11 protein-coding genes are annotated in these 18,401 nt (G+C 35.6%); 7 read left to right on the top strand and 4 right to left on the bottom strand.

The genetic code is table 11. The annotated features are described in order from the left end of the window. Positions 1 to 356: 356 nt before the first annotated feature. From FA046_RS02275 to FA046_RS02265, 3 genes are all read right to left on the bottom strand, one after another. Positions 357 to 3,251 (bottom strand): beta strand repeat-containing protein, encoded by a 2,895-nt coding sequence (locus FA046_RS02275; RefSeq protein ID WP_169303282.1) that lies wholly within the window; start codon positions 3,249 to 3,251, stop codon positions 357 to 359. A gap of 171 nt (positions 3,252 to 3,422) precedes the next feature. Beyond that, positions 3,423 to 8,669, bottom strand: a complete 5,247-nt coding sequence (locus tag FA046_RS02270; RefSeq protein WP_136824735.1) for a beta strand repeat-containing protein — start codon at positions 8,667 to 8,669, stop codon at positions 3,423 to 3,425. Between the two features lie 60 nt (positions 8,670 to 8,729). Beyond that, positions 8,730 to 9,143: a hypothetical protein gene (locus tag FA046_RS02265; RefSeq protein ID WP_136824734.1), complete on the bottom strand. Its 414-nt coding sequence runs from the start codon at positions 9,141 to 9,143 to the stop codon at positions 8,730 to 8,732. A gap of 363 nt (positions 9,144 to 9,506) precedes the next feature. Between FA046_RS02265 and FA046_RS02260 the strand changes: the two genes are divergently transcribed. Both FA046_RS02260 and gltX read left to right on the top strand, forming a co-directional pair. Continuing rightward, a complete protein-coding gene (locus FA046_RS02260) occupies positions 9,507 to 10,520 on the top strand; it encodes a dipeptide epimerase (RefSeq protein WP_136824733.1) in 1,014 nt (337 codons plus the stop codon). Between the two features lie 106 nt (positions 10,521 to 10,626). After that, positions 10,627 to 12,141, top strand: a complete 1,515-nt coding sequence (gene gltX, locus FA046_RS02255; RefSeq protein WP_136824732.1) for a glutamate--tRNA ligase — start codon at positions 10,627 to 10,629, stop codon at positions 12,139 to 12,141. Between the two features lie 66 nt (positions 12,142 to 12,207). On the opposite strand, the gene FA046_RS02250 is transcribed toward gltX, so the two are convergent. After that, positions 12,208 to 12,903, bottom strand: a complete 696-nt coding sequence (locus FA046_RS02250) for a carboxypeptidase-like regulatory domain-containing protein (RefSeq protein ID WP_136824731.1) — start codon at positions 12,901 to 12,903, stop codon at positions 12,208 to 12,210. 57 nt (positions 12,904 to 12,960) lie between these two features. On the opposite strand from FA046_RS02250, the gene FA046_RS02245 reads away from it, so the two are divergent. From FA046_RS02245 to nadD, 5 genes are all read left to right on the top strand, one after another. Beyond that, entirely contained in the window at positions 12,961 to 13,737 is a 777-nt protein-coding gene (locus FA046_RS02245) for a lysophospholipid acyltransferase family protein (RefSeq protein WP_136824730.1), read from the top strand. Between the two features lie 30 nt (positions 13,738 to 13,767). Next, positions 13,768 to 14,631, top strand: a complete 864-nt coding sequence (locus FA046_RS02240; protein ID WP_136824729.1) for a YicC/YloC family endoribonuclease — start codon at positions 13,768 to 13,770, stop codon at positions 14,629 to 14,631. A gap of 66 nt (positions 14,632 to 14,697) precedes the next feature. Then, entirely contained in the window at positions 14,698 to 15,276 is a 579-nt protein-coding gene (gmk, locus tag FA046_RS02235; RefSeq protein ID WP_136824728.1) for a guanylate kinase, read from the top strand. 41 nt (positions 15,277 to 15,317) lie between these two features. Further along, a complete protein-coding gene (locus FA046_RS02230; RefSeq protein WP_136824727.1) occupies positions 15,318 to 17,810 on the top strand; it encodes a mechanosensitive ion channel family protein in 2,493 nt (830 codons plus the stop codon). A gap of 10 nt (positions 17,811 to 17,820) precedes the next feature. Further along, positions 17,821 to 18,393: a nicotinate (nicotinamide) nucleotide adenylyltransferase gene (gene nadD, locus FA046_RS02225; RefSeq protein WP_136824726.1), complete on the top strand. Its 573-nt coding sequence runs from the start codon at positions 17,821 to 17,823 to the stop codon at positions 18,391 to 18,393. Positions 18,394 to 18,401 lie beyond the last annotated feature (8 nt).

Below are 18,401 nucleotides of genomic sequence, written 5' to 3'. Positions count from 1 at the left end.
TAAAAGTAATTTGTGTACTCTAAATGAGGGGTTTAAATTGTATAGTGAACACTACGCAACTTGCGTACCACAAAAAAATTTAATACTTATAGTTTAGGATTTATCGTTAAAAATAAAATTCAATGGAGATAATATGTATAAACGGCTTTTGCAAAACAACCAATTGTAATGACTTTTTTTTGTGATTTTGATGGAAACTGAGAGGAGAGAAAAATAACAAATTACCCTTTACAGGGGATAAAAAAATGTTTAGTTTGTACTGAATTTAGGAGTTTATCAAAAGCTATTAGGTGAAAGGGCGCTCGGATTGAAGCATAAAAAAAAGGGATATTCCATTAAAAGAAAATTATTTAATGCTATAAGCCATACCTTGTTTTTAGAGCATTAAAATTCTGTAAAACTTCGGCAGAGGTTAAAATTCTATTATGAACTTGGAAATTTCCAATAGCACCATTCCATACCCAGCTACCATTAGAACCTCCAATATATAATTTAGTATTTGTAGAGGCATTTCTGTAACCTGCAGTTCCATACAGCACCCCATCATAATATAATTTAGCTGTATTAGATACGGCATCGTTTACGAGTATGTAATTATGCCAATTACCGTTTGATGCAGTAGCTGGAATGCTTCCAAAAGGATTGTTTGAGCTATCCCAGGTATTCCAACTCACTATCCCACCATTGAAAAATAAATCAGGACCAGAGCCATCATTACCCGCATTAAACAACATATTGTTTGCAGAAGATGATTTTGTCCAGACAGAGAATGTACATGAGGCAGTTTTGGTAAGCGGGACATCTACGTAAGTATTGGAACCATTAAAAACAAGATTTCCGTTATTTGAAGAGTTATAAGTAGGATTATTTATTAACGTACCATTATTTCCATTACCACTTAAGTCTGTCCATGTTGTACCTGTACCTGAGTAACTGGCTGCATTACCAGCATCTAAATGCATCACTAAACCAGTAGTTAAGTCGTATGATTTTGTTTGTTGAGACATCCCATTTTGATTAACACCATAATCACCTCCTACTACCCCATTTTTACTTACAAAATTTGCATTACTAGTAGAAACTTGACCATTTTTAGTAACTACGGAAACATTACTTACTGTTAAAGTAGACGTAACGCTACTGCTATAATAGGTAGCATCTCCAGCTTGTGTAGCCGTAATGGTAGCGCTACCAGCACCATTAATGGTGACCGTTGTACCGCTAATTGTAGCTACCGCTGAGTTACTACTGCTATAAGTAAATGCACCGGTACTATTACTTGTTGGTGCTGTTATAGTAAAAGAAGCATCAAAATAATTTTTTGCTACGTTATTAAAATTAATAATAGTTGGCGCTAAACCTCTGTTAACCGTTATAGTATAGATTTTTGTGGTTGAACCATCTTGTGCAGTTACTATAGTTGTAATGGTGTTAGTTCCAGAAACCAAAGCTATTGAACCAGATGCAGAGCCAGAGGTTATCGTTGTTCCGTTTACAGTGATTGTTGCATTCGCATCTGATTTTGTTGGAGTTACCGTAATACTAGTTGTTGCATTACTCACATTAGCGATATAGGCTATTGTTCCCGATACAAACATAGGGCTTAAAGTTCCAGCTGAGGTGCTTAATGCTGATAAATTTGCATCTGAGGATATAAAGGTGAAACCAGTTCTTGTTGCTGTACAGTTATTGGTAGTTACGCCTACACTTCCCGTTGTTCCATTACCTAAAACTGCCGTAATACTTGTTGATGAAACTACTGTAAATGATGTGGCGGCTGTGCCTCCAAAGTTTACTACAGAAGCACCTGTGAAATTTGTACCTGTTATCGTAACAGTAGCACCTGTTGTTGCTGATGCTGGCGTAAAGGAGGTGATTGTTGGTACGCTGTTTACAGTAATGTTTTTTGTAGCAATGATACTACAGCTTCCTGAGGTTAAAGTATAATTGATGTTTACATTTCCTGCAACTTTACCTGTAACCACACCTGTTGTTGCGTCAACATCTGCTATATTAGTATCATCGCTAGACCAAGCACCAGTACCAGATGAGCTTGCCCCAACCACACCTGAAACACCGTAATAAGTCCCTTGATTAACCTCTATTATTTGTCTGTCTGTTGAAGAAACAGTAGTTGCATAACCAATAACTTCACTTTGAAGTATAGCGCCACCGTTAGTACCGTTATTATAGTTTCCAATACATAACCCAACTGTAGTACCACTTGGAGCAATAGTTGTGGTATATGAAATTACCATTGGTGTATTTAGAATAGGATTTAATGAAGCATTAGAAGCTAAAGAAGTCCCATTTTTCCATAAAGCTGAAGGATATACGTTGCCATGAAAATTTGTGCCGTTATTTTCTAATAAGCCACCAAGTCTATTGTTTCCAGAGCCTAAAATAGTATGATATTGTGGAAAAGCATTATATTCTGATTTAATAACCGCTGAGACACTAGCTAAGTTTGTAGTGGTGTTAAAAAATAATCCCTTATTCAAATAAAAATCTATAGTGGGTCTGCTGTTGATATATTTTAAGTTACCTGCAAATAAAATTTTAGGCTGAAGACTTGTATTTGTTTGGGTCATATTTTTACCATTTCCACTTTGATCATACCAAATTGTCACAAAAGCATCATTACCAGTGCCTGCAAATGTTTTTAATGCAGCTTCATCTAAATCACCTGATGAAGTAAAACCTATATCTGTTTCAACATTATCTATACTTCTTCTCACTTTTACAGCCGGGCCTGAATGGCTACCTATTAATTTACGTAAGCTATAGCCTACCATAATTGGCGTAGTAGTAATTAAATTTGAGCTAAATAAATTAATTGTTGATCCTACACATACTGTACTTGGACCAGTAATAGGGTTTACAACTAATGTTGTTACTACGGCAGTGCCAGTGGCTATATTTACAGCGGATGCACCAGAGGAAGAACTTACTATATTACCCGATGCCCCGTTAACAGCATTGCTCATTAAACGAGCGTTAATTGTAGTAGTACTTACATTACCACTAATTTGTGTTAAAGTGACAGAGGCACCATAAGTAAGATCTGAATTTAACTTAATTTCATACCCTGTTGGAGCTGTTATAATAATGTCATTGGTTAAACTTGTACCCTCTACCGTGAAATCTTGTGAAGTTGATGGATTTCCAGCACAACTTGTAAAAGATGTTAATGTACCTGTAGCGCTAATATTTTGCGCAAACAGGCGTAAGTTTCCCAATAAAATTAACAAGGAAAGAAATATTATGGAGAGGCTTTTTTTTACTAAAAAACTATGATTTATAAATTTATAAATATTTATGTTGATCAATGAATTTATCTTCATTTCAAATATTTTTTGGTTTGATATAAAACTTTAAATTATCAATAAACTAGTTACTATCCTTAGCATTTGTTTGATTAACTAATAATAATAATCAAACTGAATTCTATCATTTAAGGTTAAAGCATAAGCCCCATTATTTGCAGGAATATAAGTTAGGGTAGTCCTAGCACCATCAAGACTATAAGCAGTATTACTAATTCTAATTCCGTTTATATACATTTTTACTTTACTATTTATTGATGGAGCTTGAGATAAAGTGAAATTTGTTTGAGCTGCTGCTGCTGAAACTTCAACAGCTACCTCTCTAACTAAATATGAGGTTGCATCTACACTACCGTCTGCTTTTAAAAACTGTGCAGAGGTGCCACCTGATTTGACAATGGAAGTACCGGTAATTGTAGTACCGGTTAATCCGGCACTGGAAGTTATGGCACCTGATGCTGTAATAGCACCGCTGGTATTGACTAATGTTACGCTACTGTTACCCAGTTGTATAGTATTACTTGCAGAAACAGAAGCTCCGCTACCAATGGCTGTTGCATTGTCAATAGTTCCATTTCCGGCAGATGCACTATTACCTAAAAATGTACTATTGGTGAGGGTACTTGCAACTGGTCCTCTTGACCCTGCATTATATCCTAAAGCAGTGTTTCCTCCGCCTTGCTCTGCATGCAACGCACTTTTACCCACTGCTGTTATATAACTATTTGAAGTATTATAATAAACAGCTCCAGTACCTATTACTGTATTATTACTGCCTGTTGTAGTATTATTTAAAGTTTGGGTTCCAATTGCAATATTATCATCACCTTCGGTTATTGAGACAAGTCCACTTATACCTATATTTCTATCAGCAGAAGTCAGTGTTCCAGTAGTTTGATGTCCTATCAATATACTGTTTGTGAAATTAGTGCCACCCACTTTGGCATCGGATAGCCCGTCAAGACCTGTGACAGTAGACGCACTGATAGCAGAATTAACAAAAGCAGTAGTTGCAATTTGTGTAGTAGATGTCCCAGCAATAGCTGTTGGTGCTAATGGAGTTCCTGTTAATGTAGGCGAAGCCAAATTTGCTTTTAGATCTAAAGCAGTTTGAGTAGCTGTTGAAATTGGTTTCAAAGCATCTGTTGTGTTATCCACGTTACCTAAACCTACCATCGTTTTATCAATTCCTGAAACTGTGCCTGTAAACGTTGGTGAAGCTAATGGTGCTTTTGCTACTACTGCTGAATTTGCTGCAACTAGAGCATCTGTATAACCTACTTTTGCCGTATTAGCTGTAATTGCACTTGCTTGTGCTGATGTAATTCCAACCTTAGCCGTATTAGCTGCTACATCGGTATTAGCAGAAACCAAAGCGTCTGTGTAACCTACTTTAGCTGTATTCGCTGTAATTGCACTTGCTTGTGCTGATGTAATTCCAACTTTAGCCGTGTTTGCTGCTACTGCTGAATTTGCAGCAACTAGTGCGTCTGTATAACCAATTTTCGCATTATTAGCGGTAATGTCACTTGCTTGTTGAGTAGTGATTCCAACCTTAGCTGTGTTTGCTGTAATTGCATTAGCTTGTCCTGTTGTGATTCCTACTTTTGCATTATTTGCTGTGATATCGCTTGCTTGTTGAGGTGTAATTCCAATCTTAGCTGTGTTTGCAGCTACTGCTGAATTGGCTGCAACTAAAGCGTCTGTATAACCAACCTTAGCTGTATTTGCAGTGATTTCACTTGCTTGAGCTGATGTAATTCCAATCTTAGCTGTGTTTGCAGCTACTGCTGAATTGGCTGCAACTAAAGCGTCTGTATAACCAACCTTAGCTGTATTTGCAGTGATTTCACTTGCTTGAGCTGATGTAATTCCAACTTTAGCCGTGTTTGCTACTACTGCTGAATTTGCAGCAACTAGTGCGTCTGTATAACCAACTTTTGCCGTATTAGCTGTAATTGCACTTGCTTGAGCTGATGTAATCCCAACTTTCGCATTATTTGCGGTGATATCACTTGCTTGTTGAGTCGTGATTCCAACCTTCGCTGTATTAGCTGCTACTGCTGAATTTGCAGAAACCAAAGCGTCTGTATAACCAACCTTAGCTGTATTTGCAGTGATTTCACTTGCTTGAGCTGATGTAATTCCAACTTTAGCCGTGTTTGCTGCTACTGCTGAATTTGCAGCAACTAGTGCGTCTGTATAACCAACTTTTGCCGTATTAGCTGTAATTGCACTTGCTTGTGCTGATGTAATCCCAACTTTCGCCGTGTTAGCTGCTACTGCTGAATTTGCAGCAACTAGAGCGTCTGTATAACCTACTTTTGCCGTATTAGCTGTAATTTCACTTGCTTGTGCTGATGTAATTCCAACTTTCGCCGTGTTAGCTGCTACGGCTGAATTTGCAGCAACTAGAGCATCTGTATAACCAACTTTAGCTGTGTTTGCTGCTACATCGGTATTAGCAGAAACCAAAGCGTCTGTATAACCTACTTTTGCCGTATTCGCTGTAATTTCACTTGCTTGTGCTGATGTAATCCCAACTTTCGCATTATTTGCGGTGATATCACTTGCTTGTTGAGTCGTGATTCCAACCTTCGCTGTATTAGCTGCTACGGCTGAATTTGCAGCAACTAGAGCGTCTGTATAACCAACTTTTGCCGTATTAGCTGTAATTTCACTTGCTTGTGCTGATGTAATCCCAACTTTCGCCGTGTTAGCTGCTACTGCTGAATTGGCTGCAACTAATGCATCCGTATAACCAACTTTTGCTGTATTAGCTGCTACATCGGTGTTCGCAGAAACCAAAGCATCTGTATAACCTACTTTTGCCGTATTAGCTGTAATTTCACTTGCTTGTGCTAATGTAATCCCAACTTTCGCCGTGTTAGCTGCTACTGCTGAATTGGCTGCAACTAATGCATCCGTATAACCAACTTTTGCTGTATTAGCTGCTACATCGGTGTTCGCAGAAACCAAAGCATCTGTATAACCTACTTTTGCCGTATTAGCTGTAATTTCACTTGCTTGTGCTAATGTAATCCCAACTTTCGCCGTGTTAGCTGCTACAGCTGAATTTGCAGCAACTAGAGCATCTGTATAACCAACTTTAGCTGTGTTTGCTGCTACATCGGTATTAGCAGAAACCAAAGCGTCTGTGTAACCTACTTTAGCGGTATTGACAGTAATTGCACTTGCTTGTGCTGATGTAATCCCAACTTTCGCATTATTTGCGGTGATATCACTTGCCTGTTGAGTTGTAATCCCAACCTTAGCCGTGTTTGCTGCTACATCCGTGTTCGCAGAAACCAATGCGTCTGTATAACCAACTTTCGCATTATTAGCGGTAATGTCACTAGCTTGTTGTGTGGTGATTCCAACCTTAGCATTATTTGCAGTGATATCACTCGCTTGTTGTGTGGTGATTCCAACCTTAGCTGTGTTTGCAGCTACGGCTGAATTTGCAGCAACTAAAGCGTCTGTATAACCAACTTTAGCATTATTTGTAGTGATGTCACTTGCTTGTTGAGTTGTAATTCCAACCTTCGCCGTGTTAGCTGCTACGGCTGAATTTGCAGCAACTAGAGCATCTGTATAACCAACTTTTGCATTATTAGCGGTAATGTCACTAGCTTGTTGTGTGGTGATTCCAACCTTAGCATTATTTGCAGTGATATCACTAGCTTGTTGTGTGGTGATTCCAACCTTAGCTGTGTTTGCAGCTACGGCTGAATTTGCAGCAACTAAAGCGTCTGTATAACCAACTTTAGCATTATTTGTAGTGATGTCACTTGCTTGTTGAGTTGTAATTCCAACCTTCGCCGTGTTTGCTGCTACATCCGTGTTCGCAGAAACCAATGCGTCTGTATAACCAACTTTCGCATTATTAGCCGTAATGTCACTTGCTTGTTGAGTTGTAATTCCAACCTTCGCTGTATTAGCTGCTACGGCTGAATTTGCTGCAACTAGGGCGTCTGTATAACCTACTTTTGCCGTATTAGCTATAATTGCACTTGCTTGTGCTGATGTAATCCCAACTTTCGCATTATTTGTAGTGATGTCACTCGCTTGTTGTGTGGTGATTCCAACCTTAGCTGTGTTTGCAGCTACTGCTGAATTTGCTGCAACTAAAGCGTTTGTATAACCAACTTTTGCCGTATTAGCTGTAATTGCACTTGCTTGTGCTGATGTAATCCCAACTTTCGCATTATTTGCGGTGATATCAATTGCCTGTTGAGTTGTAATCCCAACCTTAGCCGTGTTTGCTGCTACATCCGTGTTCGCAGAAACCAATGCGTCTGTATAACCAACTTTCGCATTATTAGCCGTAATGTCACTTGCTTGTCGATTTGTAATTCCAACCTTCGCCGTATTTGCAGCTACTGCTGGATTAGCCTCAACTAGAGCGTCTGTATATCCAACTTTAGCTGTATTGGCTGCTATTGCAATTGCATTTGTTGATTCAGCTATTTTGGCTCTCTCTATTTCTATAGTTAAATTGGAAGCAATTATTCCCTCTGCCGTTGTCGCTCTAGAAACTTCATTGGTTAGTCCGCTATTATTTATAGTGATATTTTCATCTACATAACTTTTTATTGCTTTTACGCTCGGATACTTTATATCGGATGTTCCATCGGTACTTACATTGGTGCTTTTATTTATAACGTCTTCTTTCGTATTCAGTACAATTTGCGCAGCTGTACTTACTGGCTTATTTGCATCACTCGTATTATTTACGTTTCCTAAACCTACTTTTGTAGCACTAATTCCTGTTGCAATTTTCGCATCAGTAATAGCAGCATCGGCTACTTTTATAGTAGTAATGGCATTATTAGAAATAATTGGATTGCTTGATGTTGAGCCAGAACCTGCCAAATCTCCAGCCAACTGGATAGATCCTTTTATGGTATTGGTCGCGTTTATTAATGGCGCATTTGCAGCAAATAAAGCAAAAGGAACAGCTGTAAAAGGTTGGTTACTAATCTCTGTAAAAGTAGAACAACTTCCATCTGTATTGATACTAGTGATTAAACTTTTTGATAACAAATTCCATGTAATTGTACCAAAAGAAGAAGCATATCCACTTATTTGACTACCTGTTCCAATCACTAAATTCACCATCCCAAATTGATCGGTGGTGGTTTGTATAGTTTCTTGATACTCTATTTGAGAGTTGACATCCATAATCTTAAAAGACATACACACTTGCTTATTTGCTAAAGGTGTGTTTGTGGTATTAGGACTTGCCGGATTTAAAATAACAGCTTGATAATTGATACCCTTATTTTGCCCATAAACTTGGATGCTAATAAAGAATAAGAAAAATAGTAAAGCTTTTTTCATAATAAGGAATATGATGGGAGTTTAATTTTATGATTTGAATGAGTGTTAATTTGGTGGAGGTTATTCTTTGGCTATAATGGTGGAGTAAGAATAATTGGTTGCAGTTAAATTAACAACATATTTTTGCGGAGTTAATACACCTAAGTTCACATTAACGACATCTCCTGGCGAGTTAAATACTTTTTTGTAAGCAACTCTTCCTACATAATCATAAACCGCAACAGTTAAATCTCCTTTAAGATGCTGAGAAAATTTAAAACAGATAATGTCTACAAATGGATTAGGAAAAGCAGCAGTTTGTATAGTCATAAAACTAGTAACAGGAACTATTTTAGAAATTAAAGCTTGCTGAAAACCTTGTTGTATTAAAAATTTATCTCCTGAAGAAGTGCCTGTAATACTTTGCTGCCCTATAGTTTGACTAACCATTAAGCCATTAGACAATGATTTACTCACGCCAAGTGATGAAATCATTTGCCGTTGAACAACTTGAGCAGAAATACTTTTTACGAAAAAAAGTAAAATGGAAAGTAAAAATATCTTCATGAGAGTGCCGATTTCACAATTTCTACGCTCAATTAATTAAAAGGTTGCTATTTATTAAAATAAATGTTGTTAAAATAAATCTGTCAGTTTTAAATTCTCGTATTTAATAAATTTTAAAATTTCTGGCTACAAAATTTGTTTGCGTGAGGGATTGAAATGGATACAGGCCAATGTGTAAGGCCTTGAAGGCGTATGAATAAAAAGCCCGACCTGTAAGGACACGCCCAAAATATTTTTGATCTTTATTTAAACGCTGATAATGATCATCTTTACCAAATAGCGTAGCATAAAATGAAAATCACCCACAAAGCCTTCGAATTAGAATTAAAATACCCTTTTACTATTGCAAAATTCTCTCGCACATCTACCCCTTTAATGCTTATTGAGATTAATTACGAAGGTTTTATTGGTTTAGGCGAGGCTTCTATGGTGCCTTATATGGGCGAAAGCTTGGCAACAGCAACAGCGTTTCTTAAAAAAGTAAATTTATCTCCCTTTTCTTATCCATTTAACATGGATGAAATTATGGCTTATTTAGATGAATTAGCACCCGGGCAACCCGCTATTAAAGCTGCAATTGATATTGCTTTACATGATTTGTCTGGAAAAATAGCTCAACAACCTTGTTATGAATTTTTTGGGTCTTCGCCCGATAAAATGCCTTTCACCACTTTCACCATTGGTATTGATGAGCCTGATATCATTATTAAAAAAATAAATGATGCTTTGGCTGATGATTTTAAATTGTTGAAAATAAAATTGGGTAGAAACACCGATAAAGTATTGATAAAAACCATTAGATCTGTCACCAATTTGCCTTTATATGTAGATGCAAACCAAGGTTGGACAGATAAACATGAAGGCTTAGAAATGGCGTATTGGCTTAAAGAACAAGGCGTTTTATTAATTGAACAACCTATGCCTAAAGAAGATATAGAAGGCAATGCTTGGCTGACAGCGCATAGTCCTATTCCCACTGTTGGAGACGAAGCCGTACAACGATTAGCCGATGTAGAAAAAGCCGAAGGTATTTACCACGGTATTAATATTAAATTGATGAAATCTGCCGGAATGCATGAAGCTTTTAAAATGATAAAAGCAGCTAGAAAACATCATTTAAAGGTTTTAATTGGCTGCATGAGTGAAACCAGTATAGCCACTTTAGCCGGTGCTGCATTAGCACCTTTATGTGATTGGGCCGATTTAGACGGACCTTTTTTAACCAGCAACAATCCTTATCAAACACCCAAATTTATTGGTGGTAAATATATTTTAGAAGCCAAAGCGGGTTTAGGAATCACTTAATTTTTATTTCAGAAAACACAATCCTGTGTTTTCAGCTTTAATCTTAACTTTGTGTGAATCAAAATTTCGCATAGTTTTTGTTTGCGACAAGTTTATTTAACGTGATATGGAAAATAAAATAAGAGTAAGATTTGCCCCCAGCCCAACTGGAGGATTACATATTGGTGGTGTGAGAACCATCTTGTTCAACTACCTTTTTGCCAAACAAAATAAGGGAGAATTTATATTAAGGATAGAAGATACAGACCAAGCCCGTTTTGTAGAAGGTGCAGAAGAGTACATTGTAAATTGCTTAAAATGGTGCGGAATTACCCCTGACGAAAGTCCGCAAGTTGGAGGAAATTTTGGTCCTTATCGCCAAAGCGAAAGAAAAGCCGATTATAGAAAATACGCCGAAGAACTGGTAAAAGCCGGATATGCTTATTATGCTTTTGATACTACCGAAGAATTAGAAAGCAAAAGGCAGGTGATAGAAAACTTTAGGTATGATCATCAAACCAGAAAGCTGCTTAGAAATTCTTTAACTATTCCGCATGAAGCGGTAGAAAACCTTATTAAAGAAGGTGCTCCCCATGTAATTAGAATAAAAATGCCATCTGATGAAAATATATCCTTTATTGATTTAATTCGTGGGCATGTGAGTTTTAACAGCAATGAAGTAGATGATAAAGTGCTTTTAAAAGCCGATGGAATGCCAACTTATCATTTAGCGGTTGTGGTAGATGATTATTTAATGAAAATTTCTCATGCCTTTAGAGGCGAGGAATGGCTGCCGTCTTCTCCGGTTCATATTTTACTATGGAAGTATTTAGGATGGGAAGACGATATGCCAAAATGGGCGCATCTGCCATTAATTTTGAAGCCTGATGGGCATGGTAAATTGAGTAAACGTGATGGACAACGATTGGGTTTTCCTGTTTATGCCATTAACTGGATTGATCCCATCACTAAAGAAAAAGCCGATGGTTTTAAAGATGTAGGTTTTTTACCCGAAGCATTTTTAAATATGCTGGCCATGTTAGGTTGGAATGATGGAACCGACCAAGAAATATTCAGCTTAGAAGAAATGATATCTAAATTTTCTTTAGACAGGATACATAAAGGCGGAGCAAAATTTGACTATGAAAAAGCCAAATGGTACAATGCCGAATGGATAAAAAGAAGTGATGCTTCTTATCTTTTACCTTACGTAAAAGAAGTGTTTGAGAAGCATGAAATTGTTGATATTCCTGAGGATTACCTATTAAGTATTATTGATATGGTAAAAGAACGATGCATTTTACTGCCCGATTTTTACGAGCAAGCAGCATTCTTTTTTAAAGCACCACAAGCTTATGATATAAATGCAGTGAAACCTAAATGGAATACAGAAAAAGTAGAATTTTTTGAAGCTTTTATACAAAATTTAAAGTTGGGAAATTTTGAAAACAGCGCCGTTTTAGAACAAAACTTTAAAACCTTAGCTACCGAAAAAAATATTAAAGTAGGAGAATTGATGTTGCCTTTTAGAATTATGTTGGTAGGCGGTAAATTTGGACCCCAAGTTTTTGATATAGCCACAAAAATTGGCAAGGAAGAAACTATTAATAGAATAGAAAAAGCAATTGAAGCTTTTAAATAAATAATTGATCATTAAAAAAGCCTCATAGCTATTGTTGTTAGGAGGCTTTTTTTTGGCTAAAACGGGTTAATTTTTTTTGGCAAGATAAGCCTGATAACTTTTTTTGATATAGTTCATATCGTCATAAGTGTTTCTGTAAATTACCTCTTCTGGCTTGGGTCTATACAGATACATAAACTCTACCAATTCGGTATCTTTTATGGCTACGCTTGTTTTTATAATTTGGATATTAAAATGTGCATCTACATTACTTTCGGCATTTTCTCTTTCTATGTAATTTCCAAAACGTTTAGCGTTGTTGGCATCTTTACCAAGCAATTCATTTAAAGCCGTTAGCGGGCTAAAAATATAAACCAATAAAGGCGGGTTTCCGTTATAAAAAACACCTTTACTTCTAAAGCCATCTAAAATTTCTTTTTGCTCTAGTTTTTTACTTTTCTCTTTTACCACCACTTCTTCTAATAATAAAGGAACGGCCATATAAATAATTAAGTTTTGAGGCTGTATAATTACTTTTTCAAAATCCTGTAAACCGTCTTTTTGAAAAACTAAAGTATCTCCTAAAGTAGTTAGGATAGAGAAATTTCCCCATTCGTCACTATAAGTTAAAGTATTTGAAGCTTTGCTTTTAATGCTTACATTACTTAGCCTTTGGCTGCTTCCACGTTTAAAAATTAAACCTTTTAGGGTAATTTTTTCTTGAGCAAAAGTGAGGGAGCTTAAAAAAAGAAGAAGAATTATTAAAAATAGCTGCTTTAACATTTTGATGCTTTAACAAAGATGCTTAAAATTAGCAGTTGAAATGCTTAACAAACAAAAATGAAATCAATTTTAAGATTATTTAACATTCTTTACTTGTTTTGGGGCTTAATTACATTTTTTGTATTTATGCTATTAATGATGCCCTTCATATTGCTTTCTTATGCTTTATTGAACGGTAAAAAAGCAACAGATGTTGTTTCTATTTTTCTTAATATTTGGGCTGGAGGCGTAAACCTATTAATGGGCTACAGGTATCATGTTGTAGGAAAGCAATGGGTTAAAAAAAATCAACCTTACATTTTTGTAGTAAACCATAGTTCTTATTTAGATTCCTTAGCAGTAGTAAGGGTAATTCCACAATCTTTTAAACCATTAGGAAAAGTAGAGATGGTTAAAATTCCAATTTTCGGAATGATTTATAAAAAATTGGTGGTTTTAATAGATAGAAGTTCTAGAGAAAGCCGAGAGAAATGTGTGAAAGATTTAAAAGCCGAAATAGCCAGAGGGCAATCTATTTTAATTTTCCCTGAAGGAACCATGAACAAAAGCGACCAATTATTGGGGGCTTTTTATGACGGCGCTTTTAGAATTGCTATTGAAACACAAACACCCATTATGCCATTAACCATTATCAATACCAAAGAATTAATGCCCAGAAGCGATGCTACGGCAATAAAACCAGGATTGATTCATTGCGTTTTTTCTGACGCTATCCCTGTAAAAGGCTTAAAAACAGAAGATATGGGAAAATTAAAAAAGCAGGTTTATAACCAAATGGAAGCTGAATTACTCAAATACAAAAGCATCAACCAAAGCACTCCTTTAATTGCTTGATAAATTTTATCTTTGCAAATGATTAAATCCATGACGGGATACGGGTCCAGTATCAAAGATCTCGATAACGGAAAATACACCGTAGAAATAAAATCGCTAAACAGCAAATTTTTAGAACTCAATATTAAACTGCCCAAAGCGTTTTCAGACAAAGAGTTTTTCTTAAGAACCGAATGTAGCAAACTGATAGAAAGAGGAAAAGTAATGCTTTCTGTTACTTCAGAAACTAATGATGCAGGTACAAAAGCCGCCTCAATCAATAAAGATTTATTAAAGCATTATTTTACCGAATTAAAAACTGCTGCTCAAGAATTAGGAGAAAACAGTGGGGATTTAATGTCAATAGCGGTAAGTTTACCCGAAGTGGTAAAATATGATGAAAACGCTGTTTCTGAAGACGAGTGGAAACAAATGCTAGAAACTTTTTATCAAGCTATTAAAAATTTCCAACAATTTAGAGCAGATGAAGGTCGGGTTTTAGAAATTGATTTAATTTCTAGAATAGAGGGCATTTTACATTTAATGAGCTTAGTAGAAAGAGACGAGCCAAACCGTGTGCCTGCTATAAAAGAAAAATTAAATAATATGCTTGCTACTGCTGTAGGGGCAGAAAACGTAGATCAAAACAGGTTAGAGCAAGAGTTGATTTATTATATCGATAAATTAGATATTACCGAAGAAAAAGTAAGGCTAAAAAGCCATTGCAATTACTTTGTAGAAACCCTAATGGATAAAGATGCCAACGGCAAAAAACTAGGTTTCATATCCCAAGAAATTGGAAGAGAAATTAATACCATGGGTTCTAAAGCTAACGATGCCAACATTCAGCGTTATGTAGTTGGGATGAAAGAAGAATTAGAAAAAATTAAAGAACAACTGTTAAACGTACTATAAGGCTTAAGGTAAGAAGGCTTAAGGCAAAAGGCTTTAAGATTCAGCTTTAAGCATTAGCTTTTAAGAATGAAAAAAGGGAAACTCATTATATTTTCTGCACCATCGGGTGCCGGTAAAACCACCATAGTACAACATCTGTTAAAAACATTTCCTGATAAAATTGCATTTTCTATTTCTGCAACCACCAGGCAGGCCCGGGGAGATGAGCAACACAATAAAGATTATTATTTTATCTCTAAAGACGAGTTTTTGCATAAAGTGGCAAAGCATGAGTTTGTGGAGTTTGAAGAAGTTTATTCTGGTACTTTTTATGGCACTTTACACAGTGAAATAGAAAGAATTTGGAACGAAGGGAAATCGGTAATTTTTGATTTAGATGTGGAAGGTGGCTTAAGACTTAAAAAGAAATATGAAGAAAATGCCTTGGCCATATTTGTACAACCACCTTCTTTAGAGGTTTTAATAGAGCGGTTGAAAGGTAGAGGTACAGATTCTGACGAAAAAATTATTGAAAGAATTAATAAGGCAGCCAAAGAATTGGCTTATGCCCCAAAATTTGATGTGATTTTAAAAAATGATGATCTTCATACCGCTTGCTCACAAGCAGAAGATTTGGTTTTAAACTTTATGAATAAGAAAGACTAATTATTTTTCTTTAATTTAAATTTCTAATAAGTTCATTTAAAATGTATAAACGTTTTTGTCTGTTATTGTTTTTATACATTTTAGGTTCTCCAATCTATGGGCAAAATCTTAAAGATTCTATTTTTAAGACCAGCAAAGAAAACAAAAACACTACCTCTTCTGCTACCACAGTCGGCTCTGCCGATACTTCTTTTAATGCCCTCATTCAAAGGGTTGATTATTATGCAGATCAGTTTAACAAAATAAATACGCAGCTTAATAACGGCTTTGATACCTTAGAAATTAGTGCGGGTTTGCCAGAGATTGAAGCCATGCAATTGAGGTTAAAAAACAACTCTTTTGATGGTAACGCCATCACTTTGAGGTACCTATCAACGTTTAAAGATTATTTTGCTACTTCTCAAAAGCAGCTTGATAAATGGGAAAATGAATTGACCATTTACAATACTTCTTTAATAGCCATGCAAGAAACCCTTTGCGGCTTAACTACTGATTCTACTTTTAAAAATTTACCTGCCGATTCTGCTCTACGAGAACGGTTTTTTAGTAGGGTAAATTCTTTAGGGAGTAAATGGTTTCGTTTAGATTCCCTAAGTACCAAGGCCATTTTAAATATTGGATTTTTACAAAGCAGGGTTTCGGCAGCGCAAGTGCAATCTATAGAGTTTAATGAGCAAATAAAAACAGGCTTAAAACTACTTAGTGTAAGGACTTTTACAAAGGAATATGATTATTTGTGGGAGCTTAAAACTGAAAATTTTTTTAGTGAGCTTAAAGATACTTTACTACGAACAGTAGTTGTTAATTTTAGAATATTAGCTTATTATTTAAAATACAGTTACAAAGTACATCTCATCAATTTCTTTCTGTTTCTTCTTATAGCGTTGTGGTTAACCAAAAATAGAAATACCATTTTAAAGGATAACCCGTCAGCCATTAGTATTTTTAAGCAGGCTATGCTTACTTCAAGGTACCCCAAAGTAGCGGCTTTAGCTGTAACCTGTACCATTGGTCCGTTTTTTTACTACCACCCACCTATTATTTTAAATCAGATTTATTTAATTGTATTGATGGTTTGCGTAGGTATTTTAATTAGAAAAATCTACTCTAAAGTATTCATCAAATGCTGGCTGTTTCTATTTCCATTCCTGCTTTTCTTTAGCATTGTAAATTTATATTTTGGAGTTTTTGTATCAGAAAGATTAGTTTTCTTTTTACTTACTGCCATGCTCTTAACTTTTTCTATTTGGTATTATAAAAGGCATTGGCAAAGCATTCCAAAAGAGAATCAAACCCGGGGAAAATACCTTTTAGTGATCTATTTTATTTTATTAGCATCATCACTTGTTACTAATGTTTTTGGGCGATACAGCTTATCTAAAATTGCCACTACTACAGCTATTTTCACCTTAATAGAAGGTTATAGCTTATTCATTTTTGTGAAAATTATTACCGAAGCTATTTACTTACAAATGGAAGTGGGTAAAATTCAAATCAATACCATTTCATCTTATTTAGATTTTAAGAACCTAAAAAACAGAATTGGTAATTTCTTAAGGTTTTTGTCTTTTGGGTTGCTTTTTATCTTCTTCACCCAAAACCTAGGCATCTTTGATAATATTTATGATGCCACCAAAGAATTTTTATTAGAGGTTAGAAAAATTGGCAGCACCTCATTTACTTTTGGAGGGTTTATCCTATTCCTATTCATTATTTATATTGCTACTATAATAGCTAGGGTAGTCAGTTATTTCTTTGAATTTGCCGATGAACAATCGTCTAAAAAAACTCGAAAAGTAAAATACGGATCTTCTCTTTTATTGGTAAGGTTATCTATTTGGATTATAGGGTTTTTAATCGCTATTGCCGCATCGGGTGTGCCGACAGATAAAATAACCATTATTTTAGGAGCTTTAGGAGTAGGTATTGGTTTTGGGTTGCAAAATATTGTAAACAATGTGGTATCTGGCTTGGTGATGGTGTTTGAAAAACCTATTCAGGTTGGAGATTTAATTGAAGTGGGTGATAAAACCGGTACGGTTCGCTCTATGGGTTTAAGGGCAAGTAAAATTTTAACTTTAGATGGCTCAGAAGTAATTGTGCCTAACGGCGATTTACTCTCGCAAAACCTCATCAACTGGACATTAAGTAATAACCACAAAAGAATATCTTTAGAGGTTGGGGTAGCTTACGGTACAGATATAGAAAAAGTGAAAAGCATTTTTAAAGATATTGTAGAGGCTAATGCCGAGGTAATGAAAATACCTGCGCCACTTATTCTATTGAATGATTTTGCCGATAGTTCCCTAAACTTTAAAGTTCTTTGCTGGGTAAGTGATATTGATGATTGGTTGCGAGTGCGAAGTATTTTAATGAGTTCCATTTATGAGGAATTTTATAAGCAAGAAATTAAAATTCCGTTCCCACAAAGAGATGTAAATGTGTATTTGAAAGAAAATTTTCTCAAAGATGAAAAGTCGGAACAACCTAAAGAAGTTGATGACAAATCAGAGTTGATTAAACCAATAATTTAATGATCTAAACATGAAAATTGGTTTATTTTTCGGTTCATTTAATCCCATCCATATTGGGCATTTAATTATTGCCAACTACATGGCAAACCACACCAGTTTAGATAAAGTTTGGTTAGTAGTTTCGCCTCATAATCCATTAAAAGAAAAAAAAGATTTAATACAGGTTTATGACCGATTAGAGATGGCAAAACTAGCCATTGAAGAAGCTGAAAACATTGTGGTGAGTGATGTAGAATTAAAACTTCCACAGCCATCTTACACCATAGATACGCTCACTTATTTAAGAGAACTTTATCCAGAACATGAGTTCATCTTAATTATGGGTGCCGATAATTTAAAATCATTAAAGAAGTGGAAAAATTACGAATTGATTTTAAGAGATTACCACATTTATATTTACCCAAGGCCAGGATTTGAGAATGAAGAATTACAAAACCACTCGTCTGTTACCATCACCAAAACACCTTTAATGGAGCTTTCCTCTACATTTATTAGAAAAGCCATTGCCGATGATAAAAACGTACAATTCTTCCTTCCTGATAAAGTGATTGATTTTATTGATAGTAAAAGCTTGTATAAGTAGCATTGAGG

Origin of the sequence: Pedobacter cryophilus (assembly GCF_005116455.1) — a bacterium.
Taxonomy (GTDB): domain Bacteria; phylum Bacteroidota; class Bacteroidia; order Sphingobacteriales; family Sphingobacteriaceae; genus Pseudopedobacter; species Pseudopedobacter cryophilum.
Note: the sequence above shows the minus strand (reverse complement) of the source record. Positions and strands in the feature narration are given on the sequence as shown.